The organism is Pseudomonas sp. R9.37 (assembly GCF_963878885.1).
GTDB lineage: Bacteria > Pseudomonadota > Gammaproteobacteria > Pseudomonadales > Pseudomonadaceae > Aquipseudomonas.
On sequence record NZ_CAWNZA010000046.1, the window covers coordinates 392,924 to 415,914 of the forward strand.

Genomic DNA, 22,991 nt, shown 5'->3' on the forward strand with positions numbered 1-22,991 from the left:
TGTAAAGCGCGCGGCGCTCCGGCGCCGCGCTCTATGATGGAGCAGAACATGCCGCGTTTTTCTCATTTGATCGCCTGTGCTTCACAGGTGTTGTTCGTGTCGGCAGGAGCCCACGCAATGGCTAGCAGTCTCGTTTTACCCACTACCGCCCAGTTGGCCGGCCACTGGCAGTTGCACCAGCAGGATCAAGTGTGCGCGTTGGACCTGTTGGACCAGCCGAACGCGCTGGCCGGTGACGTGGCGTGCGCCGCGCAATGGCTGGGCGATAAACCGCTGACCTGGTTGCCGACCCCGGATGGCATCTGGCTGATGAACGCCCAGGGCACCGGCATTATTCATTTGAACCGTGAAAAAGACGGCGAATATAAAGGGCAGACGCCTTCAATCCCCGAAGTTGTCCTGCAACGAACACCTTAATTAAAAGTTATAAGCATATAACCCGATTTTAATAGTTGGCCGCCCTACTGTGGGGCCTGGGCAACTAGTGCGCGTAATTCGCTTCAGGGAAGATCAGAAGATATGGCGAAGTCCCATGCGGTTGCGCCCTTATTCAGGGCGTTGGGTGAATACAAGAGTATTTTGATCAGCATCGGCTGTTTTACCGCATTGATTAACCTGTTGATGCTGGTGCCGTCGATTTACATGCTGCAAGTGTACGACCGTGTGTTGTCCTCCCAGAATGAAACCACCCTGGTGATGTTGACGTTGATGGTCGTCGGCTTCTTTGCGTTTATCGGCACGCTGGAAGTCATTCGCAGTTTTATCGTGATCCGTATCGGCAGTCAGTTAGAGCGACGCTTCAACTTGCGCGTCTACAAAGCCGCCTTTGAACGCAACCTGCAACGCGGTGAGGGGCACGCCGGGCAATCCCTTGGCGACCTGACCGTGATCCGCCAATTCATCACGGGGCCTGCGCTGTTCGCGTTCTTTGATGCACCGTGGTTTCCCATCTACCTGTTCGTGATTTTCCTCTTCAACGTGTGGCTTGGCGTGCTGGCAACGGCGGGCGCGGTACTGCTGATCGCGCTGGCGTGCCTGAATGAATACCTGACCAAAAAACCGCTGGGCGAGGCGGGCGCGTTTTCCCAGCAATCGACCCAGTTGGCCACCAGCCATTTGCACAACGCCGAGACGATCCAGGCCATGGGCATGCTCGGCGCGTTGCGCAAGCGCTGGTTCGCGGTGCATTCGCAATTTCTCGGCTATCAGAACAAGGCCAGCGACACCGGCTCGGTGATCACCTCACTGAGCAAGTCCTTTCGTTTGTGCCTGCAATCACTGGTGCTGGGCTTGGGCGCCTTTCTGGTGATCAAAGGCGAGATGACGGCCGGGATGATGATCGCCGGTTCCATCCTCATGGGCCGCGTGCTCAGCCCCATCGACCAACTGATTGCGGTGTGGAAGCAGTGGAGTTCGGCCAAGTTGGCTTACCAGCGGCTTGACCAATTGCTGCGCGAATTCCCGCCGGAAGTCGAACACATGGCGCTGCCGGCGCCCAACGGCCAGGTCAGTTTCGAGCAAGTCAGCGCGGGCCCGCCCGGGCGGCGCGTGCCGACCTTGCATCAGGTCAGCTTCAACCTCGGTGCGGGCGAAGTGCTGGGCGTGCTCGGCGCGTCGGGTTCGGGCAAATCCACCCTGGCCCGCGTGCTGGTGGGTGTGTGGCCAACCCTGGCCGGCACGGTGCGCCTGGACGGCGCCGATATCCATCGCTGGGACCGTGACGACCTTGGCCCTCATATCGGTTATTTGCCCCAGGACATCGAACTGTTCAGCGGCAGCATCGCCGACAACATTGCGCGGTTTCGCGACGCCGACCCGGAACGCGTGGTGCAGGCCGCGCAACAAGCCGGTGTGCATGAGCTGATCCTGCGCCTGCCACAGGGTTACGACACGGTGCTGGGCGACAACGGCGGTGGCCTGTCCGGTGGCCAGAAACAACGCGTGGCCCTGGCCCGCGCGCTCTACGGCGGGCCGCGCTTGATCGTGCTGGATGAACCCAACTCCAACCTCGACACCGTCGGCGAGGCCGCGCTGGCCAGTGCCATCGTGCAGATGAAAGCCCAGGGCAGCAGCGTTGTGCTGGTGACGCACCGGTCCTCGGCGCTGGCCCAGGCCGATAAATTGCTGGTGCTGAACGAAGGCCGTTTGCAGGCCTTCGGCCCCAGCCAGGAAGTGCTGCGCGCCTTGTCGGGCCAGCAGCAGGAAGCACCACGAGAAAAGGCCGGCGTGAGCCTCAGCCGTCAGTACCAAGCCGGAAGGAATCCAGGCGCATGAGCAGCCTTACATTTGAGCAACGTGATGCCGGTTTTTTCGTAAAAATGGGTTGGCTGCTGACCATCGTCGGCGCCGGCGGCTTCTTTCTCTGGGCCAGCCTGGCGCCTCTGGACCAAGGCATCCCGGTGCAAGGCACGGTGGTGGTGTCGGGCAAGCGCAAAGCCGTGCAAACCTTCAGCCCCGGCGTGGTCAGCCGGATTCTGGTGAAGGAGGGCGAGGTGGTCAAACAAGGCCAGCCGCTGTTTCGCCTTGACCAGACCCAGAACCAGGCCGACGTGCAATCCCTGCAAGCCCAGTACCGCATGGCCTGGGCCAGCGTGGCGCGCTGGCAGAGCGAGCGCGATAACCGCTCCAGCATCACCTTTCCGGCCGAGCTGAGCGCCAACCCCGATCCGGCCCTGGCCCTGGTGCTGGAAGGCCAGCGCCAACTGTTCAGCAGCCGCCGCGAGGCGTTTTCCCGTGAGCAAGCCGGGATTCGCGCGAATATCGACGGTGCCACCTCGCAACTCAATGGCATGCGCCGTGCCCGCAGCGACTTGTCCGCCCAGGCCCAATCCCTGCGTGACCAACTGGCCAACCTGCAACCCTTGGCCGACAACGGCTATATTCCGCGCAATCGCTTGCTCGATTACCAGCGCCAACTGTCCCAGGTGCAACAGGACCTGGCGCAGAACGCCGGCGAAAGCGGTCGCGTAGAGCAGGGCATTCTTGAATCACGGCTCAAGTTGCAGCAGCACAGCGAGGAATATCAAAAGGAGGTGCGCAGCCAACTGGCCGACGCGCAGCTGCGCAGCCTGACCCTGGAGCAGCAGCTCACCTCGGCCGGCTTCGACCTTCAGCACAGTGAAATCAACGCCCCGGCCGATGGCATTGCGGTCAACCTCAGTGTGCACACCGAAGGCGCCGTGGTGCGTGCCGGTGAAACCCTGTTGGAAATCGTGCCCCAGGGCACACGCCTGGAAGTCGAAGGGCGTTTGCCGGTGAACCTGGTGGACAAGGTTGGCACGCACTTGCCGGTGGATATCCTGTTCACGGCCTTCAACCAGAGCCGCACCCCGCGCGTGCCGGGCGAAGTCAGCCTGATTTCTGCCGACCAGATGCTTGATGAAAAAACCGGCCAGCCGTACTACGTGCTGCGCACCACGGTGAGCGAGGCCGCACTGGAAAAACTCCATGGCCTGGTCATCAAGCCGGGCATGCCTGCCGAGATGTTCGTGCGCACCGGCGAGCGCTCGTTGCTCAATTACCTGTTCAAGCCGCTGCTGGATCGCGCCGGCTCCGCGTTGACCGAGGAATGAGCATGAAACCTGTGTTCATTTCACTGCTGTTGATGTGTGGCTCTGCCCAGGCTGCCATGGGCCCGTTTGATGTGTATGAGCAAGCCTTGCGCAACGATCCGGTGTTTCTCGGCGCGATCAAGGAGCGCGACGCCGGCCTGGAAAACCGCACCATCGGCCGCGCCGGGCTGCTGCCCAAGCTGTCGTACAACTACAACAAGGGCCGCAACAACTCTGAGGCGCACCTGCCGGACGGGCGCGGCGGCAACTACCGCGACGACCGCAACTACAACAGTTATGGCTCCACCTTCAGCCTGCAACAGCCGCTGTTCGACTACGAAGCCTATGCCAACTACCGCAAGGGCGTGGCCCAGTCGTTGTTCGCCGATGAAAGCTTTCGCGACAAGAGCCAGGCGCTGCTGGTGCGGGTGCTGAGCTATTACACCCAGGCCTTGTTTGCCCAGGACCAGATCGACATCGCCCGCGCCAAAAAGAAGGCCTTCGAGCAGCAGTTCCAGCAAAACCAGCACCTGTTCCAGCAGGGCGAAGGCACGCGCACCGACATCCTCGAAGCCGAATCGCGTTATGAACTGGCCACTGCCGAAGAGATCCAGGCGCTGGATGAGCAGGACGCGTCGCTGAGGGAGTTGGGCGCGTTGATCGGTGTGCAGAGCGTCAACATCCAGGATTTGGCGCCACTGAACCAAAGCTTCGCCGCCTTCACCCTGACGCCGGCCAACTACGACACCTGGCATGAACTGGCGATCACCAATAACCCGACCCTCGCTTCCCAACGCCAGGCCGTCGAAGTGGCGCGCTATGAAGTGGAGCGCAACCGCGCCGGGCACCTGCCGAAGATCACCGCGTATGCCAGCTCGCGCAAACAGGAATCCGACAGCGGCAACACCTACAACCAGCGCTACGACACCAACACCATCGGCATTGAAGTCAGCGTGCCGTTGTATGCCGGTGGCGGCATTTCGGCCTCCACCCGCCAAGCCAGCCGCGGCATGGAGCAGGCCGAGTACGAGCTGGAAGGCAAGACGCGCGAAACCCTGATCGAGTTGCGCCGCCAGTTCAGCGCGTGCCTGTCCGGGGTGAGCAAATTGCGCGCGTATCAAAAAGCCCTGACCTCGGCCGAGGCGCTGGTGGTATCGACCAAGCAGAGCATCCTTGGCGGCGAGCGGGTCAACCTGGATGCGTTGAACGCCGAGCAGCAGCTGTACAGCACCCGTCGCGACCTGGCCCAGGCGCGTTATGACTATTTGATGGCCTGGACCAAATTGCACTACTACGCGGGCAACTTGCGCGACACCGACCTGGCGAAAGTCGACGAGGCGTTCGGCCCGGTGAAATGAGCAGTTATAAAAACAATAAGGATGGTTTAGATGATCACCGATTCATCACGCTTCAAACCCTTTACCGCAGGTTCCTTGCTGCTGTTGTCCGTTGCGGCACAGGCGCAATACACCGAGACCGGTTTACTGGGTAACCCCGCCAGCTGGCGTTCGGCCGAGTTCCAGAGTGACTGGGGCCTGGACCGCATGAAGGCGAATGAGGCCTACGCCGCCGGGATCAGCGGCAGCGGGGTAAAAATCGGCGCGCTGGACTCCGGGTTCGATACCGATCACCCGGAAGCCTCCAAAGACCGCTTCCACCCGGTCACGGCCACCGGCACTTACGTCAATGGCAGCGCGTTCAGCACCACCGGCGCGCTCAACCCCAACAACGACTCCCACGGCACCCACGTCACCGGCACCATGGGCGCGGCGCGCGATGGCGTGGGCATGCATGGCGTGGCGTACAACGCGCAAGTCTATGTGGGCAATACCAACGCCAACGACAGCTTCCTGTTTGGCCCGACCCCGGACCCCAAATACTTCAAGGCGGTGTACGCCGCGTTGGTGGATTCCGGCGTGCGCGCCATCAATAACAGCTGGGGCAGCCAGCCGCCGGACGTCAGCTACCAGACCCTCGACAGCCTGCACGCCGCCTACGCCCAGCATTACAACCAGGGCACCTGGCTGGATGCGGCAGCGGATGTGGCCAAGGCCGGCGTGATCAATGTGTTCAGCGCCGGCAACAGTGGTTACGCGAATGCCAGCGTGCGTTCGGCGCTGCCCTATTTCCAGCCGGAGCTGGAAGGCCACTGGCTGGCCGTGTCGGGCCTGGACAAGGCGAATAACCAGAAATACAACAAGTGCGGCATCGCCAAATACTGGTGTATTTCCACCCCGGGCGCGCTGATCAACAGCACCGTGCCCGGCGGCGGTTATGGGGTCAAGTCCGGCACATCGATGTCGGCGCCGCACGCCACCGGCGCCTTGGCGCTGGTGATGGAACGCTACCCGTACCTGAACAATGAGCAGGCGTTGCAGGTGCTGTTGACCACCGCCACGCAACTCGACGGCTCGATCACTCAGGCACCCAATACCACCGTGGGCTGGGGCGTGCCGGACCTGGGCCGGGCGATGCACGGGCCGGGGCAATTGCTCGGCTCGATGAACGTCAACCTGGCGGCCGGGCAGGGCGATGTGTGGAGCAACGGCATCACCGACCAGGCGTTGCTCCAGCGCCAGGCCGAAGACCGCGCCGAGCACACGGCCTGGCAGCAAACCCTGATCGACAAGGGCTGGCAAAACGGCGTGGGCGCAACTGCCAGCCAGCAGGACCAGACCGACTACGCGATCGGCACCGCCCGTGATCAAGCCGCCGCGAACCGCGTGTATGAAGGCAGCCTGATCAAATCCGGCGCCGGCAGTTTGTTGCTCAGCGGCGACAGCACCTACCGCGGCGCGACCAGCGTCAATGGCGGCCTGCTGGCGGTAAACGGCTCGCTGACCTCGGCAGTGACGGTGAACGACAGCGGCACCCTCGGCGGCTCCGGGCGCATCGGCGCCTTGGCGGTGAACAGCGGCGGCACCGTGGCACCGGGTAATTCGGTCGGCACCTTGCAGGTGGCGGGCGATGTGAACCTGGGCGCGGGCTCCACCTATGCGGTGGAACTGACCCCGACCAGCAGCGACCGCATTGTCGCCGGTGGCAAAGCCGTACTGGGCGGCGGCACCGTCACCCTGGCGCTGGAAAACAGCCCGACATTGCTGAGCCAGAGCCAGGTGCAAAGCCTGATCGGCCGCCAATACACCATCCTGCAGGCGGCGGGCGGCATCCAGGGGCAGTTTGGCCAAGTGCTGCCCAACTACCTGTTCCTCGGCGGCACCCTCGACTATGCGGCCAACGGCGTGCAACTGGACGTGGGACGCAACGGTGCGACCTTTGCCAGCGTTGCCGCCAACCGTAACCAGCGCGCTGTCGCCGCCGCTGCCGAGCAACTGGGCGCGGGCAACCCGGTGTATGAAAGCCTGTTGCAGTCCGATTCCGTGGCAACCGCTCGGCAAGGCTTGCAGCAACTGTCCGGCGAGGTCTATCCAGCGATTGGCGCGATGCTGATCAACGACAGCCTGCAGCTGCGTGAGGCTGTGGGTGAGCGGCTGCGCCATGTACCGGTGAGCGGCGAAAGTAACCTGTGGCTCAAAGCCCTCGGCGCCTGGGGCAAGGCTGACAGCCGCAGCGAAACCGCAGGCTCGACCACCTCGATCGGTGGCTTGCTGGCCGGTGTGGACGGTGCGTTGGACGAGCAGACCCGCGTGGGTGTGGTGGCTGGCTACAGCGACAGCTCCTTGAACCTGGGCAATGGCACGCACTCATCGGCGTCCATCGACAGTTACCACTTCGGTGCGTATGCCGGGCGGGAACTGGGTGACTGGCGCGTGAGCGTCGGCGGCGCCTACAGCTGGCATCGCGGTGATGTAAAACGCGACCTGCAATACGGCGACGTCAGCGGCAAGCAAAAGACCAAGCTGGATGCGCGCACGGCGCAGCTGTTTACCGAGGCGGCGTACCGCATTCACCTGCAACCGCTGGCGCTGGAGCCGTTCGCCAACCTGGCGTACGTGCACCTGGACAGTGACTCATTCCACGAAAAAGGCGACGCCGCGGCCCTGGAGCGTGGCAGTGACCGGCGTGATGCGGTGCTCAGCACCCTGGGCCTTCGCGCGTTGAAAACCTTGCCTTTGAATGACCATCAGCGACTGGAACTGTTCGGTTCGCTGGGCTGGCAGCACAGCCTCACGGCGGTGGAATCCGAAGAACACTTGGCGTTTGTTGCCGGCGGGCCGTCATTTGCCGTGCGCAGTTCGCCGTTGCTACGTGACGCGGCGCTGGTTGGCGTGCAGGCCAGCCTGGCGTTGAGCCCGACCACACGGGTCAACCTGGATTACAACGGCCAGTTGGGTGGCCGCGAGAAAACCCAGGGCGTGGGGCTGAGCCTCAACTGGCAGTTCTAAAGAGCAACGCAGGTCAAGAACTGTGGGCGCTGGCCCGCCAGCGCCCACGTTAGACAGGCGACGCTGCAGAAAAGCGATTCACATACCGGCAATAAGAAAACTAAGGAAGGTCACCGTGAACAAACGCAAGTCAGGGTTAATCACCGCCACTCACACCGGCCCGGGCTACCCGCTCAAGGCCTTGAGCTGCGTGCCATACGGCGCGTTGCTGTGCTGCCTGGCAAGCCTGGGAACCGCCCAGGCCGCACCCTATGTGGAAGCGGGCAAGCTGGGCGACGCGGCCAGTTGGCGCAGCAATGAATTCAAGGCCGACTGGGGCTTGGGCGCGGTGCACGCAGATGCCGCCTACGCCGCGGGCTACACCGGCAAGGGCGTCAAGCTGGGGATCTTCGACCAGCCGGTGTACGCGCAGCACCCGGAATTCGACAGCCCCGGCAAGGTGGTGACCATTGTCACCGAAGGCATTCGCCAATACACCGACCCCTACATTCCGGTGAAGGCGGGCGATGCGTTCCGTTATGACGGCACGCCATCCAAAGACTCCAACGGCAAGCTGGGTAACCACGGCACCCACGTCGGCGGCATTGCCGCGGGTAATCGCGATGGTGGGCCGATGCATGGCGTGGCGTTTAATGCGCAAATCCTCAGCGCCGAAAACGGCGACCCGGGCCCGGAAGACGGGATCATCCTCGGCAACGACGGCGCGGTGTACAAAGCCGGTTGGGATGGGCTGGTCGCCAATGGCGCGCGCATCATCAACAACAGTTGGGGCATCGGTATCGGTGACCAGTACGCCAAGGGCGGCCGCGATCCGGCATTCCCCAACTTCACGGCCAATGAAGCGCAGGCGCAGTTCAACGTTATCCGGCCGATCCTCGGCACGCTTGCCGGCGGGGCTTATCAAGGCGCAATCGACGCGGCCCGCAGCGGCGTGCTGACCATCTTTGCCGCCGGTAACGACTACAACCGCAACAACCCGGATGCGATGTCGGGCCTGGCCTACTTCGTGCCGGACATTGCGCCAAACTGGCTGTCGGTGGCGGCCTTGCAGCAAAACCCGGACACCGCCAGCGCCGATCCTTATGTGATCAGTACGTTCTCGTCGCGCTGCGGGTATGCGGCAAGCTTTTGCGTGTCGGCGCCGGGCACCAAGATCTTCAGCTCGATCATCAATGGCACCGATCTGTCAAACCTCACCACCGACTGGGCCAATAAAAATGGCACTTCCATGGCCGCACCCCACGTGGCCGGCGCTGCGGCGGTGTTGATGGAACGCTTCCCGTACATGAGCGGCGATCAGGTCTCCACCGTGCTCAAAACCACCGCCACCGACCTCGGCGCGCCAGGCATCGACGCGCTGTACGGCTGGGGCATGATCAACCTGGGCAAGGCGGTCAACGGCCCGGGAATGTTCATTACCGGCGCTGATATCCCGGCCGAGTTTCGCATCGACGGTGCGTATGGCAACGGGCAGTTCGTGGCGAATTTGCCAGGGATCGGCGCTGTGGTGGATGCCGGCAAACCGACCCAGCGTCTGTGCACCGACGTGCACTGCGGGCTGGACGTGTGGAGCAACAACATCTCCGGCCACGGCGGCCTGACCAAGCAGGGCATCGGTGCACTGGTGCTGACCGGCAACAACACCTACAGCGGCCCGACCCTGGTCAATCAGGGCTTGCTGGCGATCAATGGCTCGGTCACCTCCGACGTCACCGTCAGCCAGAGCGGCGTGGTCGGTGGCTCGGGGCGTATTGGCTCGCTGTCCGCGAAAAGCGGCGGCACCGTGGCGCCGGGTAATTCCATCGGCACGCTGAATGTGGCTGGCAATGTCACCTTCGACGCGGGCTCGACCTATGCGGTCGAGTTGTCGCCGACCAGCAGCGATCGCATCGTCGCCGGTGGCACGGCCACACTCAATGGCGGCACCGTGACCCTGGCCCTGGAAAACAGCCCGACACTGCTGACAAACGCGCAGGCCCAGAGCCTGATCGGTCGCCAGTACAACATCCTGCAAGCCGCGGGTGGGGTTACCGGTAGCTTCGGTGCGGTTCTGCCCAACTACCTGTTTATCGGTGGCACGTTGAACTATGCCGCCAACGGTGTGCAGTTGGATGTGGCGCGTACCAACAGCTTCGCCAGTGTGGCCGTCACGCCCAACCAACGTGCGGTCGCCGCGGCGGCAGACCAGTTGGGCGCGGGCAACGCGGTGTATGAAAGCCTGTTGCTGGCGCCGACGGCGGCCTCGGCGCAGGGCGCGTTCCAGCAACTGTCCGGCGAAATCTACCCGGCGTTGCAGAGCGCGCTGGTCAACGACAGCCGCTACGTGCGTGAAGCCGTGGGCGAGCGCTTGCGCAATGGCGAGATGGGCGCTACCAGCGAAACCCTCGACAGCCGTGGCAACGTGTGGGTCAAGGCCCTGGGCGCCTGGGGCAAAACCGACAGCCGCAGCGACACGGCGGGCTACACCACGTCGCTGGGCGGCATGCTTGTGGGCGTTGACGGTGCGTTGGACGAGGCGACCCGGATCGGTCTGGTCGCCGGCTACAGCGACACCTCGTTGAACATGGGCAACGACACCCACTCACGTGCCTCGGTCGACAGCTACCACTTTGGCGCCTACGCCGGGCATGAGATCGGTGCCTTGCGCTTGAGCGGGGGAGCGACCTACAGCTGGCATCGCGCCGATGTGAAGCGCGACCTGCAGTACGGTGATGTGGCCGGCAAGCAGAAAGTCAAAGTGGACGCGAGCAGCACGCAGGTGTTTGGCGAAGCAGCTTACCGCGTCAATCTGCAACCGCTGGCCCTGGAGCCGTTCGCCAACCTGGCTTACGTGCACCTGGACACCGACGGCTTTACCGAAAAAGGCGATGCCGCCGCGCTCAAAGGCCACGACGACAGCCGCGATGTGGTGTTGAGCACCCTGGGCATGCGTGCATTGAAGACCTTCAATGTGAACGATCACCAGCAACTGGAGGTGTCCGGCACCCTGGGCTGGCAGCACAACCTGAGCAGCACTGATTCCGAGCAGCACCTGGCGTTCGCGTCGGGCAGCCCGTCGTTCGCGGTCGAAAGCGCGCCGATGGTGCGCGATGCCGCGCTGGTGGGCGCGCGGGTGAGCCTGGCCTTGAGCAAAGAGGCGCGGGTGAACTTTGACTACAACGGCCTGCTGGCCAGCAAGGACAAAGTGCACGGTGTGGGGCTGAGCCTCGACTGGGCGTTCTAAAGGTTTCATAACCTTTGCATGCGGGCCAGGTGTCCGGTGGGTGCACGCCAGCTCCCACCGGACCCCTGGCCCGTCGCTGAAACGTGTTTTCGCTTTCTCTACAAATCCAACAACAGAGAGGCACTACCATGGGTATCTTTGACTATAAAAACCTTGGCACCGAGGGTTCCAAAACGTTGTTCGCCGATGCCATGGCGATCACGTTGTATTCCTATCACAACCTGGATAACGGCTTTGCTGTGGGCTACCAGCACAACGGGTTGGGCTTGGGGCTACCGGCCACGCTGGTCGGTGCGCTGCTCGGCAGCACGGATTCCCAGGGCGTGATCCCTGGCATCCCGTGGAATCCGGATTCGGAAAAAGCCGCCCTCGAGGCGGTGCAGAAAGCCGGTTGGACACCGATCAGCGCCAGTGCCCTGGGCTACGCCGGCAAGGTCGATGCACGTGGCACCTTCTTCGGGGAAAAAGCCGGCTACACCACGGCCCAGGTCGAGGTACTCGGCAAGTACGATGACGCCGGCAAGCTGCTCGAAATCGGCATCGGTTTTCGTGGCACTTCGGGGCCACGGGAAACCTTGATCAGCGACTCGATCGGCGACTTGATCAGCGATCTGCTCGCGGCCCTGGGGCCCAAGGATTACGCGAAAAACTACGCCGGCGAAGCCTTCGGCGGCTTGCTCAAGAATGTTGCCGACTACGCCGGTGCCCATGGCCTGACCGGCAAGGACGTGGTGGTCAGCGGCCACAGCCTGGGCGGGCTGGCGGTCAACAGCATGGCGGACTTGAGCAACAACAAATGGGCGGGTTTCTACAAGGACGCCAACTATGTTGCCTATGCCTCGCCGACCCAGAGTGCCGGCGACAAGGTGCTCAATATCGGTTACGAAAACGACCCGGTGTTCCGCGCGCTGGACGGCTCGTCGTTTAACCTGTCGTCGCTGGGCGTGCACGACAAGCCCCACGAGTCCACCACCGATAACATCGTCAGCTTCAACGACCACTACGCTTCGACGCTGTGGAATGTGCTGCCGTTTTCCATCGTCAACCTGCCCACCTGGGTCTCGCATTTGCCGACGGCGTACGGCGATGGCATGACGCGCATCCTCGAGTCCGGCTTCTACGACCAGATGACCCGTGACTCCACGGTGATTGTTGCCAACCTGTCCGATCCGGCGCGGGCCACCACCTGGGTGCAGGACCTCAACCGCAATGCCGAGCCCCACAAGGGCAACACGTTCATCATCGGCAGCGACGGCAACGACCTGATCCAGGGCGGCAACGGTGCGGACTTTATCGAGGGTGGCAAAGGCAACGACACGATCCGCGACAACAGCGGGCACAACACCTTTTTGTTCAGCGGCCACTTTGGCAATGATCGCGTGATTGGCTACCAGCCCACCGACAAACTGGTGTTCAAGGACGTGCAAGGCAGCACCGACCTGCGTGACCACGCGAAGGTGGTCGGCGCCGATACGGTGCTTACGTTTGGGGCCGACTCGGTGACGCTGGTCGGCGTGGGGCATGGCGGACTGTGGACGGAGGGCGTGGTGATCGGCTGATTACTCACGCAACCGATCAGTGCCAGTGCTGCCCCCGCCAGCCACCGCCCCAATTGGGCCGGTGGGGGTAGCCATAGCCATAACCGTAATAGTGATGTGGGTAGTAGTAAGGGCGTGGCGCATAGCCCCAATGCCCGTAATAGACCGGTGGCGGTGGTTGCACCACGATCACCCGCGGTGGCTGGCGAATGATGAGGGTGTCGGCGAATGCTGGCGCGCAGGCCAGGGTCGCCAGGGTCAGGGGAATCAGTAAAAGAGCGCGTACCGTGCGGGACATGAGTGCCATGGCCGTCGTTCCTCCGTTGTGCCGCGTTCGAAAATAAAAGCGGCTTATCGGTTAAACGCCCAGGCGGGGAAAATCCTTCGGTAAATAAATCTTCATTGATCAGCGGCGCGGCCTTGCGACGGATTACGTGCGCCTGACGCGTTTAATCAGCACCTGCGAGATGTTTCGCGCGTCATGTGAGGAGCTGAGCATGTCCCGACTTCGATTGCTGCTGTGCGCCTTGGTACTGCTGGGGTTGGGCGGGTGTGCGGTGTACCCGGCCTATCCGGGCCCATGCTGCTACCGGCCGTACTACCACTCGTACTATTACCATCCCTACTATCACCCGTATTACCACCCGTACTACCGATACTGAACCTGCAACAAAAAGCCCCGCATCTGCGGGGCTTTTTTTATCAGTTTTCCTTGCGTACCGTCGCTACGTCATCGGCCTTGACGCGCACATGCTTGCCAGCGATGTCGGTGAACTCGTAGAAGCCGTCGGCCGTCTTGGTTTTAGGGGTGTCCTTGGTCAGATACTGCGTACCATTTTGCAATGTCACCACGGTTTGCGTTGAGCAACCGGCCAAAAGCAGAAAAGTGAGTGCAACCAGCGGCAGACCCAAATTCTTCATGTTCATAACCCTTACCTTTAACCCTGAAAAGTCCCGCAGCCTATGGGTGCGGGCCGTAAATGTTACGCCATCAACTGAGCTATCTGATCCTTTTTATTAGAAAAGTTGCGTGCGCCATTTATCTATTACCGATTGCAACAACGGGTGTGCGACGGCACTCTGTATGCATAACCAGTATTTGATCAGCGCGCGACATGGCCAACCCCCTCGAAAATCCCTTGTATTACCTGCACAACTTCCGCCAAGTCCTGCATTGGCTGGTGCAGCGCTATGCAGATTTGCTTGATGCGGACGAACAGCATTTCATTCAGCAATTTGACAGGTTGCCGCAAGCGTCACAGGCGCTGCTGGTGCGCATGGTCATGCGCAAGGGCGTGCATTTTCGCGCAAGCAAGCTCAATTACCTCGAGATTGGTTGCACACGTTCGGCCGCCCTGGCGCTGATTGAGCAGGGTTGGGTCGATGATCAAGGCGCGCTGTGCGTTGAAGAGCTGTTCGCCGTGCTGCAAAAAGGCGAAGTCCTTGCTGCCTTCAAACCCTGGATTGATCAACCCAAAGCCAAGAAAGCCGACTGGCTGGCGCCACTGACGCAGCATTTTACGCAGCAGCGCAGCTTTGCCCAGTGGTGCCCGGACCTGAGCGATGCACTGTACAGCCTCACTGTGATGGACCTGTGCGACCGCTTGCGCCTGATGTTCTTTGGCAATCTGCACCAGGACTGGTCAGAGTTCGTGCTGGCCGACCTTGGCATCTACACCTACGAAAAAGTCGAGTTCTGCGCCGAGTCCCGCGGCCTGCGCACCCGTGACGACGTCGTCGGTTTTCTATTTCTGCATCAATGCCAGCAGGCCTTTGAAGCGGGGGAGGCACTGGACGGCGTACTCGCGCAAATCGCTACGCTGTGCACCGATAACCCGTGGCTGGAAAAGCGTCGCGCCAAGCTGTTGTTCCAGATCGGCCAGTACTGCGAACGCAGCGCCGAACTGGACCTGGCGCAACGGATTTACCGCCAATGCGCCTATCCCGGCGCCCGCTCACGCCTGATTCGCGTGCTGGAGCGCCAGGAGGATTACCCGCAAGCCATGGCCCTGGCGTGCGCCGCGCAACAGGCTCCGGAAAGCGCCGCCGAACAGCAACACCTGCTGCGCGTGCTGCCACGCCTGCGGCGCAAGCTGGGGGAGCCGGCGTTGCCCAAGGCCAAGCCGCGGCCCGTCACGCGTCTGGATCTGGCGCTGGAGGTGCCGCAGCCGCTGATGTCAGTGGAGTACTGCGTGCAGGCGCACCTCAGTGAGCCCGATGCGCCGGTGCATTACGTCGAGAATGGCCTGATCAACTCCCTGTTCGGTCTGTTGTGCTGGGAGGCGATTTTTGCACCGCTGCCCGGCTCGTTTTTCCACCCGTTCCAGCGCGGGCCGGTGGACTTGCACAGTGAGGATTTCCATCAGCGCCGCGCGCCGTTGTTCGCGGCGTGTTTCGAGCAGCTTGGCGATGAGCGTTACAAGGCCACCATCCGCCAGCGTTACGTCGACAAATGGGGCATCCAGTCGCCTTTTGTGTTCTGGAACCTGCTCAGTGAAGACCTGTTGCAGCAAGCATTGGACTGCTTGCCCGCCGAACACCTGCGCTACTGGTTTGAACGCTTGCTGCTGGACATCCGCGCCAACCGCGCCGGCATGCCGGACCTGATCCAGTTCTGGCCCGCCCAAAAGACTTACCGGATGATCGAGGTCAAGGGCCCCGGCGACCGCCTGCAGGATAACCAGCTGCGCTGGCTGGAGTTCTGTGGCGAGTACCAGATGCCGGTCACCGTCTGTTATGTGCGCTGGGCGCAGTCAGCTTGAGCTACAGCGTTGCGGTGCGTGCGCTGTGTGAATTCACGGCCAAGGTCGGCGACCTCGACCTGCGCTTCACGCCGTCGCCCAGCGCCCAGGAAGGTATCGTCGGCCACCGCACCGTGGCGTCGCGGCGCAGCGCGCACTACCAGAACGAAGTCGCGCTGGAAGGCGAATACCAACAGCTCACAGTACGGGGCAGGGCGGACGGCTACGACCCGGACAGCAATCGCCTGGAAGAAGTGAAAACCTATCGCGGCGACCTCGACGCCCAGCCCACCAACCACCGTCAACTGCATTGGGCGCAGGTCAAGGTATACGGCTGGTTGATGTGCCAGAAGCTTGGCCTGCAAGAGATCGACCTGGCGCTGGTGTACTTCGACATCGTCGGCGAGGGCGAAACCCTGCTCAACCAGCGCTTTGAAGCGGCCGACCTTGAACGGTTCTTCAACCAACAGTGCGCGTTGTTCCTGGGCTGGGCCCAACTGGAAATGCAGCACCGCGACGCGCGCAATAGCGCCGCCCAGCGCCTGGCGTTCCCCCACGCCGACTTTCGCCCCGGCCAGCGCGCCCTGGCAGAGTCGGTCTACAAAGCCGTCAGTACCGGACGTTGCCTGATGGCGCAGGCGCCCACTGGCATCGGCAAAACCGTCGGCACGATCTTTCCGCTGCTCAAGGCCCTGGCGCCGCAGCAGCTGGACAAGGTGTTTTTTCTTACCGCCAAGACGCCGGGCCGCAAGCTGGCCCTGGACGCCGCCCAAGTCCTCTACGACAGCAGCCCTGATTTGCCCGTGCGCGTGCTCGAACTGGTGGCGCGGGACAAGGCCTGCGAACACCTGGACAAAGCCTGCCATGGCGATTCCTGCCCCTTGGCCAAAGGCTTTTACGATCGTCTGCCGGCCGCGCGCACGGCCGCGTCCAAGGTGCGCCTGCTGGACCAGCGCAACCTGCGCGACGTGGCGCTGGCCCATGACGTTTGCCCGTATTACCTGAGCCAGGAAATGGCGCGCTGGACCGACCTGGTGGTGGCCGACTACAACTACTATTTCGACTTTGGCGCCATGCTGTTCGGCCTGGCCCAGTTGAACCAATGGCGCGCCGCCGTGCTGGTGGACGAAGCCCACAACCTGGTAGAGCGCGCGCGTTCGATGTACAGCGCCAGCCTCGACCAATACAGCCTCAAGACCCTGCGCGACAGCGCACCCGAGCCGCTGAAGAAACCCTTGCAACGCCTGAACCGCGAATGGAACGCCCTGCACAAGGACCAGCTCGCGCCGTACCAGGCCTACGCCAACAAACCCGAAAAACTGCTGCAGGCGCTGAGCCTCTGCGCCAGCGCCCTGGGCGACTACTTCAACGATCACCCCGAAGCCCTCAGCGGCGACCTGCAGGCGTTTTATTTCGAAGCGCTGCAATTTTCCAAAGTTGCCGAACTGTTCAACGAACACTTCATCTTTGATATCAGCAAGCGCCAGTTCGGTGGCAAGCGCAGTGCTTCAACCCTGTGCCTGCGCAATGTGGTGCCGGCCGAATTCATTCGGCCCAGGCTGACCGCCGCGCGCAGCAGCGTGCTGTTTTCCGCGACCCTGAGCCCACGCCACTATTACGCCGACTTGCTCGGCTTGCCGGCGGATACCGCGTGGATCGACGTGGAATCGCCGTTCAAGGCCGAGCAATTGCAGGTGCGTATCGTCGATGCGATCTCCACACGGTTTGTGCACCGCCAAGCTTCGCTGGAACCCATCGTGGAGCTCATCGCCGGGCAATTCGCGCAACGGCCCGGCAACTACCTGGCGTTTTTCTCAAGCTTCGATTACCTGCAACAGGTGGCGCAGTTAATGGCCGAGCGCCACCCGCAAGTGGCGCTGTGGTTGCAGTCACGCGGCATGGCCGAGGCCGAACGCCAGGGTTTTCTCAACCAGTTTACCCAGCACAGCCAAGGCATCGGCTTTGCCGTGCTGGGCGGTGCGTTTGGCGAAGGCATTGATTTGCCTGGCGCACGCTTGATTGGCGCCTTCATCGCCACCCTGGGTTTGCCGCAACTGAACCCGATCAACGAACAGATGAAAGCGCGCATGGCGTCGATTTTCGGCTCCGGTTACGACTACACCTACCTGTACCCCGGCATTCAGAAAGTGGTGCAGGCGGCGGGGCGCGTGATTCGCAGCCAGCAGGATGAGGGCGTGGTGATGTTGATTGACGACCGCTTTGGCGAAGCGCGCGTTCGCCAATTGTTGCCGCGCTGGTGGGCGCCCGTCACTCAAGCGTGATGCCGCTCAGTTGTTCGCTCAGCGCCCAGAGCTTTTCGGCTTGCTCCGGATCGATGGCCCAGGCGTGAACGCCGCTGCGCTGGGTGTGATCTTGAGTGGGCGTGGCGACTTCACAGTCCTCGCAGTACAGGCCGCCCATGCCGTCAAGTTGCGGGCTGACGCCACACCACACCAGCGTCGCGGCGCCTTGTGCGGGGCTTTTGTAATGGCTGGCCGCACGCACAGTGCCGTGTTCATCCAGCGCGCCGACGAACGCCAAGTCCTTTTTGTCCAGATAGCGAACCAGGTCAGTAAGAATTTCGCCGGGGTGCACTGAAAAGGCACGCACGTGGTGGGCCTCGCCACGTGTGTCCAGCGCCACCGCAAACAGTGCGTTGGCGGTTTTTGATTGCCCGTAGGCCAGCCATTTGTCATAAGCGCGCCGTTCAAACTGCGGGTCTTCGAAATGAAGGGGGCTCAGGCGATGACCCAGAGACGACACCGACACTACGCGCGCACCGTTAGCCTTGCACAAGGACGGCCACAGCCGGGCGGTCAGTTGAAAGTGGCCGAGGTGGTTGGTGGCGAACTGTGCCTCCAGGCCGGCGGCGCTTCTGTGCAACGGCGTGGCCATGATTCCGGCGCTATTGATCAGCAGGTCCAATGGCCGCCCGGACGCAATAAACCCTTGGGCAAAGCGCTCAATTGACGCCGCGTCGATCAGGTCCAGGCGGGCGTGTTCAACGCCCTGTATGCCGTGCAGATTGCGCTGCGCCTTTTGCACATCACGCGCCGGGACGATCACCTGTGCCCGGCACTTGCAAGTGCGCGAGTGGCCTCCAGGCCAATTCCGGAGTAACCACCGGTGACGATGGCTGTCATTGCGCGCAAGTCTTTAGCGGCCAGTGCTTGCAGCGCGGTGGTACTGGCATCAAAACCACTGTTGAGGGGAGCTTGTTTGCGCGTCATGGCGGTTCTCCGTTTGGGGTAGAGCTATGTTCTTCGTTGAAGGTCGGACGCGGAATACCCTAAAGTCCGTGTTTCTATCGCGATCGTCCGGAGCTTTTTAGTATGGATACGCTCTCCGAGGTATTGGCCCTCTTGAAAAGCCACCGCACGTTGTTCGCGGGCTTGAAGGCCGGCGGCACGTGGGCGGTGAACTTTCCGGCGCCGCAGGGCATCAAGTTCAATGCCGTGGTGGAGGGCAATTGTTGGTTGGAAGTGGAGGGCGAGCCGGTGCCCATCGCCTTGAGCGAGGGCGATTGTTTTTTACTGACACACAACCGCCCGTGGAGATTGTCCAGCAACCTTGCACCGGAGGGCGTTGACGCGCGTGACGTTTACCGCGAGGCGGTGGGCGGCATCGCCCGCGTGGGCGACGCGCAGGATTTGTTTCTGATTGGCGGGCTGTTCACCTACGGCGATGAGGCGCGTTTGTTGCTCGATGGGTTGCCGCCAGTGGTGCGTATCAGCGCCAGGTCCGAACAGGCCGGTGTGTTGCGCTGGTGCCTGGAGCGGCTGGCCCTGGAATATGCAGGGCCAAGACTCGGCGCGGCATTGATGACCGAGCATTTGGCGCAAATGATGCTGGTGCAAATCCTGCGGCTCTATCAATCTTCCCTGGGTGCCAGCACTCAAGGCTGGTTGGCGGCGTTGACCAACCCTCGGCTGGCACCGGTACTTGCGCAAGTACACGCCGCACCGGCGCGGCGTTGGACCTTGAGTGACATGGCCGGTATTGCCAATCAGTCCCGTTCGACGTTTGCCTTGCGCTTCAAGCAGCAGGTCGGGATGGCCCCTCAGGAGTACCTGACCCGTTGGCGCATGCACTTGGCGATAAAGGCCTTGAACACCTGCGGCAGCAGTGTGTCCAGCATCGGCCAGGCGTTGGGGTACCAGTCGGACAGCGCCTTCAGCAACGCATTCAAGCGTCAGATGAAGTGCACCCCACGCGAATACCGCGAGCGCTCCCTGCATAACCTTCACACCATCGATCACAAGGAAGCCCGTGATGAGCGATATCCAGCATGACAAGGTTCAGGTCAACGGTATTGAGTTGAGCGTCCACATCGCCGGGCCCGAGCAAGGCCAGCCCATCTGGCTGCTGCACGGGTTTCCCGAGTGCTGGCACTCCTGGCGAGAGCAGATTCCCGCGCTGACCGGCGCCGGGTATCGGGTGTTCGCGCCCGAAATGCGCGGCTACGGCGAATCGAGTTCGCCTGCCGAGGTCGCCGATTACGAGTTACTGACCTTGTGCGCCGATATTCAGCAGGCCATGGACCATTTCGGTCATCACCAGGTGGTGATGGTCGGCCACGACTGGGGCGCCGTGGTGGCCTGGCATCTGGCGTTACTGGAGCCTGCGCGGGTCAGCCGCTTGATCACGATGTCGGTGCCGTTTGCCGGACGTGCGCGGCGCCCGGTGATCGAGATCATGCGCGAGCTGTACGCCGATCGCTTCAACTACATCCTGTATTTTCAGGCACCGGGCGTAGCCGAGCGGGAGCTGGATGCCGACATCGAACGCACGTTGCGGCTGTTCATGCAGGATCAGGACGTGTTCCTGCAGAAAAAGCCAGCCAACGCCACTTTGTTCGACGGCGTCTCGGCCCCCGGCGCATTGCCAACGTGGTGTACTCAAGCGGACATGGACGTTTACGTGCACACCTTCAGCAAGTGCGGTTTTCGTGGCCCGCTGAACTGGTATCGCAACTTTGAGCGCAATTGGCAGCGCACCGAGTTCCTCGCCGGCCAGCCCGTGCTGCAACCCACATTATTCTTGATTGGCGACCGTGATCCGGTCGGCGTGTTTGAAGCTCACACCCTCAAGCGCATGCCCGACGCAGTGCCCAACCTGCACCAGCAGGTGTTGGCCAACTGCGGTCACTGGATCCAGAACGAACAGGCCGAGCGGGTCAACGCGCTGATGCTCGCGTTTCTAGCGAGAACCTGAAGGTCGCCCCATGGCCTGGGCGCTCCACCAGTTGGATGCTGCGCCCGTGCAGTTGCAGGATGCGATGCACGATGCGCAGGCCCAGGCCGCCATCGCGGCGTGCGCCGCCGATGGTGAACGCGCGCAGGAACAGGCCATCGCGCAGCTCGGCATCAATGCCTGGGCCGCTGTCGCTGACGGTGACCGCCACAGTGTTGGCCTCGGGTGACAGGATCACTTCGACTTCACCGTTTACCGGTGTGTGGCGCAAGGCGTTATCGAGCAGATTGGTCAGCACGCGTTCGATCAAGCCGAGGTCGGCCAGCACTGTCGGCACCTGGGGCGGCAGGGTGGCGATGAGGTTGATTGAGCGGGCTTCGGCGGTGAGTTCGAATTTCTGGAAGATGTCTTGCACCAGGTCGGGCAGGGAAAAGCCTTCGATCACGGGCTGCACAAAACCATGTTCCAGGCGCACCAGCTCCAGCATTGACTGGGCCAACCCGCCCACCTTGCGGCTTTGGTCGAGGGCAATGCCCAGGTAGCGGCGGCGCTCGTCGGGGCTGAGGCTGGCGTCCTTGAGGGACAGGGTTTCCAGATAGCCGTGCAGCGACGCCAACGGCGTGCGCAGGTCATGGGAAATATTCGCGACCATTTCCCGGCGTTCCTGGTCCTGATGGGTGATGGCGCGCCATTGTTCGCCCAGGCGGTTTTCCATTTGTACGAAGGCATGGTCGAGCACCGCGATTTCATCGCCGCTGTCGAGTTCGGGGGTATTGATTTGCGTGGGTTTGGGGGCGCCGTCGATGTCGAACCGGCCCACCTTGTCGGTGAGCTGACGCAGCGGTCGGGTGATCCAGGCAAAGGCGATCAAGCCGGCCAACAGGCAGAGCAGGGCGACCAGCCCGATGGACCACAAGGCAATCTTCAGCGCCATGCCGGTCGCGTCTTTAGCGTCGTACACATCATGGGCTTCGCCCAGCAGCACCACGTACAGGAAGCCGGTTTGCTGGCCGTTGGCCTTGAGCGGCGCCGCGCTGAATACCTTGTGCCCATCGACGCTGCGCGGGTCATCGCCGAGGATCGGCAGCATCGCGCCGCTGAGGAATCGGCGCACCGGTGCGAGGTCGACCTTGTCGCGCAGCAAGTGCCCGCTGGGCGCGGCATTCCCGACCACACGCCCGTCAATATCGAGCAAGTACACCTCGACACTCGGGTTGACCAGCATCAACTGGCTGAACAGGTTGCGCACTGCCTCGGGCTTGAGGCCGTCGGCGTCCATCAGTTGAGTGTCGCGAGCAATATGCGCCGCCAGGTCGCGCGACAGGCCTTGCACCACTTCCAGCTCATGCATGCGGTTGGAGCGCACCTGCAGCCATGCCGAGGTGCCGCTGCAGATCACCAGCAGCACGGCGAACACCACCGACAGGCGCTGGGTCAGGGTCAGTTTCATGATGCATTCTCGGCAAACTTGTAGCCCCGGCCCCACACCGTGAGGATGAGCACCGGGTTGGCCGGGTCGGCTTCGACTTTGGCGCGCAGCCGGTTGATATGCGTGTTCACGGTGTGTTCATAGCCTTCGTGGCTGTAGCCCCACACCGCGTTGAGCAGGTCCATGCGTGAAAACACCTTGCCCGGCTGGCGGGCGAAGAAATACAGCAGGTCAAACTCGCGCGGCGTGAGGTCCAGGCGCTGGCCTTGCAGGGTCGCGTCGCGGGTCAGCGGGTTGATGAACAGCTGGCCGAGGTCGAGGCTGCCGGCGTCCATTTTCAAATTGCGCGCCATTGCATCCACGCGGCGCAGCAGCGCCTTGACCCGTGCGACCAGTTCGGGCATCGAAAACGGCTTGGCCAGGTAATCGTCGGCGCCCAGCTCCAGCCCAAGGATGCGGTGCAACTCGCTGGAGCGCGCGCTGGTGATGATGATCGGGGTGTAGCGCGTCATGGCGCGGGCGCGCCGGCAGATCTCCAGGCCATCGACGCCGGGCAGCATCAAGTCGAGGATCAGCGCATCCCAGCCGCCCTGTTCGAGCAGGTGCAGGCCTTCATTGCCGTCGGCGCTGTGCACCACCTCAAACTGCTCGTCGCGCAGGTGCAGGCAAATCAAGTCGGCAATATGGGCATCGTCCTCGACCACCAGGACACGTTTGGGCTGATCCATGCTGAAAACCTTCGCTTGTAGTTCGCGCATTGTGCGGGTTTTGCAACAGTGTAGTTATCACGAATTGTTTAACTCTGCGTGAGGATTTCGCGACCGCCCATGGCCCAGGATCACCTCAATGCAAAGGCGCCGGTTACGACAAGACAAGCTTTTATGACGAGCCAGATCCCCGTGGCGAGCGGGCTTGCCCCGCGTCGGGCTGCGCAGCGGCCCCAAAAAAAGCGGGCGCTACGCACGCCAAC

At 62.3% G+C, this 22,991-nt stretch carries 16 protein-coding genes and 1 pseudogene; 12 read left to right on the forward strand and 5 right to left on the reverse strand.

Features of this window, described 5'->3' with window-relative positions:
• Positions 1–48: 48 nt before the first annotated feature.
• From AACU78_RS23730 to AACU78_RS23760, 7 genes are all read left to right on the forward strand, one after another.
• The gene (locus tag AACU78_RS23730) at positions 49–417 is read left to right on the forward strand and encodes a protease inhibitor Inh/omp19 family protein (protein ID WP_106578105.1); all 369 of its coding nucleotides are present in this window, start codon (positions 49–51) and stop codon (positions 415–417) included.
• Positions 418–519: 102 nt separating this feature from the next.
• Positions 520–2,274: a type I secretion system permease/ATPase gene (locus AACU78_RS23735; protein WP_106578106.1), complete on the forward strand. Its 1,755-nt coding sequence runs from the start codon at positions 520–522 to the stop codon at positions 2,272–2,274.
• Entirely contained in the window at positions 2,271–3,572 is a 1,302-nt protein-coding gene (locus AACU78_RS23740; protein ID WP_106578107.1) for an HlyD family type I secretion periplasmic adaptor subunit, read from the forward strand. Before AACU78_RS23735 ends, AACU78_RS23740 begins: the two co-directional genes overlap by 4 nt.
• 2 nt (positions 3,573–3,574) lie before the next feature.
• Positions 3,575–4,909 carry a TolC family outer membrane protein gene (locus AACU78_RS23745; protein WP_106578108.1) on the forward strand — a complete coding sequence of 445 codons (1,335 nt, stop codon included), beginning with the start codon at positions 3,575–3,577 and terminating at the stop codon, positions 4,907–4,909.
• A gap of 30 nt (positions 4,910–4,939) precedes the next feature.
• The gene (gene eprS, locus AACU78_RS23750; protein ID WP_106578109.1) at positions 4,940–7,897 is read left to right on the forward strand and encodes an autotransporter serine peptidase EprS; all 2,958 of its coding nucleotides are present in this window, start codon (positions 4,940–4,942) and stop codon (positions 7,895–7,897) included.
• A 115-nt stretch (positions 7,898–8,012) separates the two neighbouring features.
• Entirely contained in the window at positions 8,013–11,120 is a 3,108-nt protein-coding gene (locus tag AACU78_RS23755; RefSeq protein WP_106578110.1) for an autotransporter outer membrane beta-barrel domain-containing protein, read from the forward strand.
• A gap of 128 nt (positions 11,121–11,248) precedes the next feature.
• Positions 11,249–12,679 carry a polyurethane esterase gene (locus AACU78_RS23760; protein ID WP_106578111.1) on the forward strand — a complete coding sequence of 477 codons (1,431 nt, stop codon included), beginning with the start codon at positions 11,249–11,251 and terminating at the stop codon, positions 12,677–12,679.
• A gap of 16 nt (positions 12,680–12,695) precedes the next feature.
• Here AACU78_RS23760 and AACU78_RS23765 read toward each other — a convergent pair whose 3' ends face one another.
• Positions 12,696–12,965 (reverse strand): hypothetical protein, encoded by a 270-nt coding sequence (locus AACU78_RS23765; RefSeq protein WP_106578112.1) that lies wholly within the window; start codon positions 12,963–12,965, stop codon positions 12,696–12,698.
• A 190-nt stretch (positions 12,966–13,155) separates the two neighbouring features.
• Between AACU78_RS23765 and AACU78_RS23770 the strand changes: the two genes are divergently transcribed.
• A complete protein-coding gene (locus AACU78_RS23770) occupies positions 13,156–13,320 on the forward strand; it encodes a hypothetical protein (protein ID WP_164487936.1) in 165 nt (54 codons plus the stop codon).
• A gap of 40 nt (positions 13,321–13,360) precedes the next feature.
• On the opposite strand, the gene AACU78_RS23775 is transcribed toward AACU78_RS23770, so the two are convergent.
• On the reverse strand, positions 13,361–13,585 hold the full coding sequence (locus AACU78_RS23775; protein ID WP_106578113.1) for a YgdI/YgdR family lipoprotein: 225 nt from the start codon (positions 13,583–13,585) through the stop codon (positions 13,361–13,363).
• Between the two features lie 188 nt (positions 13,586–13,773).
• Here AACU78_RS23775 and AACU78_RS23780 point away from each other — a divergent pair, with 188 nt between their 5' ends.
• Together AACU78_RS23780 and AACU78_RS23785 are read left to right on the forward strand one after the other, a co-directional pair.
• Complete coding sequence (locus tag AACU78_RS23780; RefSeq protein WP_106578114.1) at positions 13,774–15,420, forward strand: VRR-NUC domain-containing protein; 1,647 nt, start codon at positions 13,774–13,776, stop codon at positions 15,418–15,420.
• The gene (locus AACU78_RS23785; RefSeq protein WP_106578115.1) at positions 15,417–17,681 is read left to right on the forward strand and encodes an ATP-dependent DNA helicase; all 2,265 of its coding nucleotides are present in this window, start codon (positions 15,417–15,419) and stop codon (positions 17,679–17,681) included. The genes AACU78_RS23780 and AACU78_RS23785 overlap by 4 nt, the downstream gene beginning before the upstream one ends.
• Here AACU78_RS23785 and AACU78_RS23790 read toward each other — a convergent pair.
• Positions 17,668–18,629 (reverse strand): annotated as a pseudogene (locus AACU78_RS23790) (oxidoreductase). The gene AACU78_RS23785 and the pseudogene AACU78_RS23790 sit on opposite strands and share 14 nt — an antisense overlap.
• 102 nt (positions 18,630–18,731) lie before the next feature.
• Here AACU78_RS23790 and AACU78_RS23795 point away from each other — a divergent pair.
• A complete protein-coding gene (locus tag AACU78_RS23795; RefSeq protein WP_106578116.1) occupies positions 18,732–19,691 on the forward strand; it encodes an AraC family transcriptional regulator in 960 nt (319 codons plus the stop codon).
• On the forward strand, positions 19,672–20,613 hold the full coding sequence (locus AACU78_RS23800) for an alpha/beta fold hydrolase (RefSeq protein ID WP_106578117.1): 942 nt from the start codon (positions 19,672–19,674) through the stop codon (positions 20,611–20,613). Before AACU78_RS23795 ends, AACU78_RS23800 begins: the two co-directional genes overlap by 20 nt.
• Here AACU78_RS23800 and AACU78_RS23805 read toward each other — a convergent pair.
• Both AACU78_RS23805 and AACU78_RS23810 read right to left on the reverse strand, forming a co-directional pair.
• Positions 20,576–22,042, reverse strand: coding sequence for a sensor histidine kinase (locus AACU78_RS23805; RefSeq protein ID WP_106578118.1), 1,467 nt, complete (start codon positions 22,040–22,042; stop codon positions 20,576–20,578). The genes AACU78_RS23800 and AACU78_RS23805 overlap by 38 nt on opposite strands.
• Complete coding sequence (locus AACU78_RS23810; RefSeq protein ID WP_106578119.1) at positions 22,039–22,749, reverse strand: response regulator transcription factor; 711 nt, start codon at positions 22,747–22,749, stop codon at positions 22,039–22,041. The genes AACU78_RS23805 and AACU78_RS23810 overlap by 4 nt, the downstream gene beginning before the upstream one ends.
• Positions 22,750–22,991 lie beyond the last annotated feature (242 nt).

Bases quoted from the DNA above. Each gene is read 5' to 3' on its own strand.
- AACU78_RS23730 (WP_106578105.1), top strand. From the start codon at position 49: ATGCCGCGTTTTTCTCATTTGATCGCCTGTGCTTCACAGGTGTTGTTC.
- AACU78_RS23735 (WP_106578106.1), top strand. From the start codon at position 520: ATGGCGAAGTCCCATGCGGTTGCGCCCTTATTCAGGGCGTTGGGTGAA.
- AACU78_RS23740 (WP_106578107.1), top strand. From the start codon at position 2,271: ATGAGCAGCCTTACATTTGAGCAACGTGATGCCGGTTTTTTCGTAAAA.
- AACU78_RS23745 (WP_106578108.1), top strand. From the start codon at position 3,575: ATGAAACCTGTGTTCATTTCACTGCTGTTGATGTGTGGCTCTGCCCAG.
- eprS (WP_106578109.1), top strand. From the start codon at position 4,940: ATGATCACCGATTCATCACGCTTCAAACCCTTTACCGCAGGTTCCTTG.
- AACU78_RS23760 (WP_106578111.1), top strand. From the start codon at position 11,249: ATGGGTATCTTTGACTATAAAAACCTTGGCACCGAGGGTTCCAAAACG.
- AACU78_RS23765 (WP_106578112.1), bottom strand. From the start codon at position 12,965: ATGGCACTCATGTCCCGCACGGTACGCGCTCTTTTACTGATTCCCCTG.
- AACU78_RS23770 (WP_164487936.1), top strand. From the start codon at position 13,156: ATGTCCCGACTTCGATTGCTGCTGTGCGCCTTGGTACTGCTGGGGTTG.
- AACU78_RS23775 (WP_106578113.1), bottom strand. From the start codon at position 13,585: ATGAACATGAAGAATTTGGGTCTGCCGCTGGTTGCACTCACTTTTCTG.
- AACU78_RS23780 (WP_106578114.1), top strand. From the start codon at position 13,774: ATGGCCAACCCCCTCGAAAATCCCTTGTATTACCTGCACAACTTCCGC.
- AACU78_RS23795 (WP_106578116.1), top strand. From the start codon at position 18,732: ATGGATACGCTCTCCGAGGTATTGGCCCTCTTGAAAAGCCACCGCACG.
- AACU78_RS23800 (WP_106578117.1), top strand. From the start codon at position 19,672: ATGAGCGATATCCAGCATGACAAGGTTCAGGTCAACGGTATTGAGTTG.
- AACU78_RS23805 (WP_106578118.1), bottom strand. From the start codon at position 22,042: ATGAAACTGACCCTGACCCAGCGCCTGTCGGTGGTGTTCGCCGTGCTG.
- AACU78_RS23810 (WP_106578119.1), bottom strand. From the start codon at position 22,749: ATGGATCAGCCCAAACGTGTCCTGGTGGTCGAGGACGATGCCCATATT.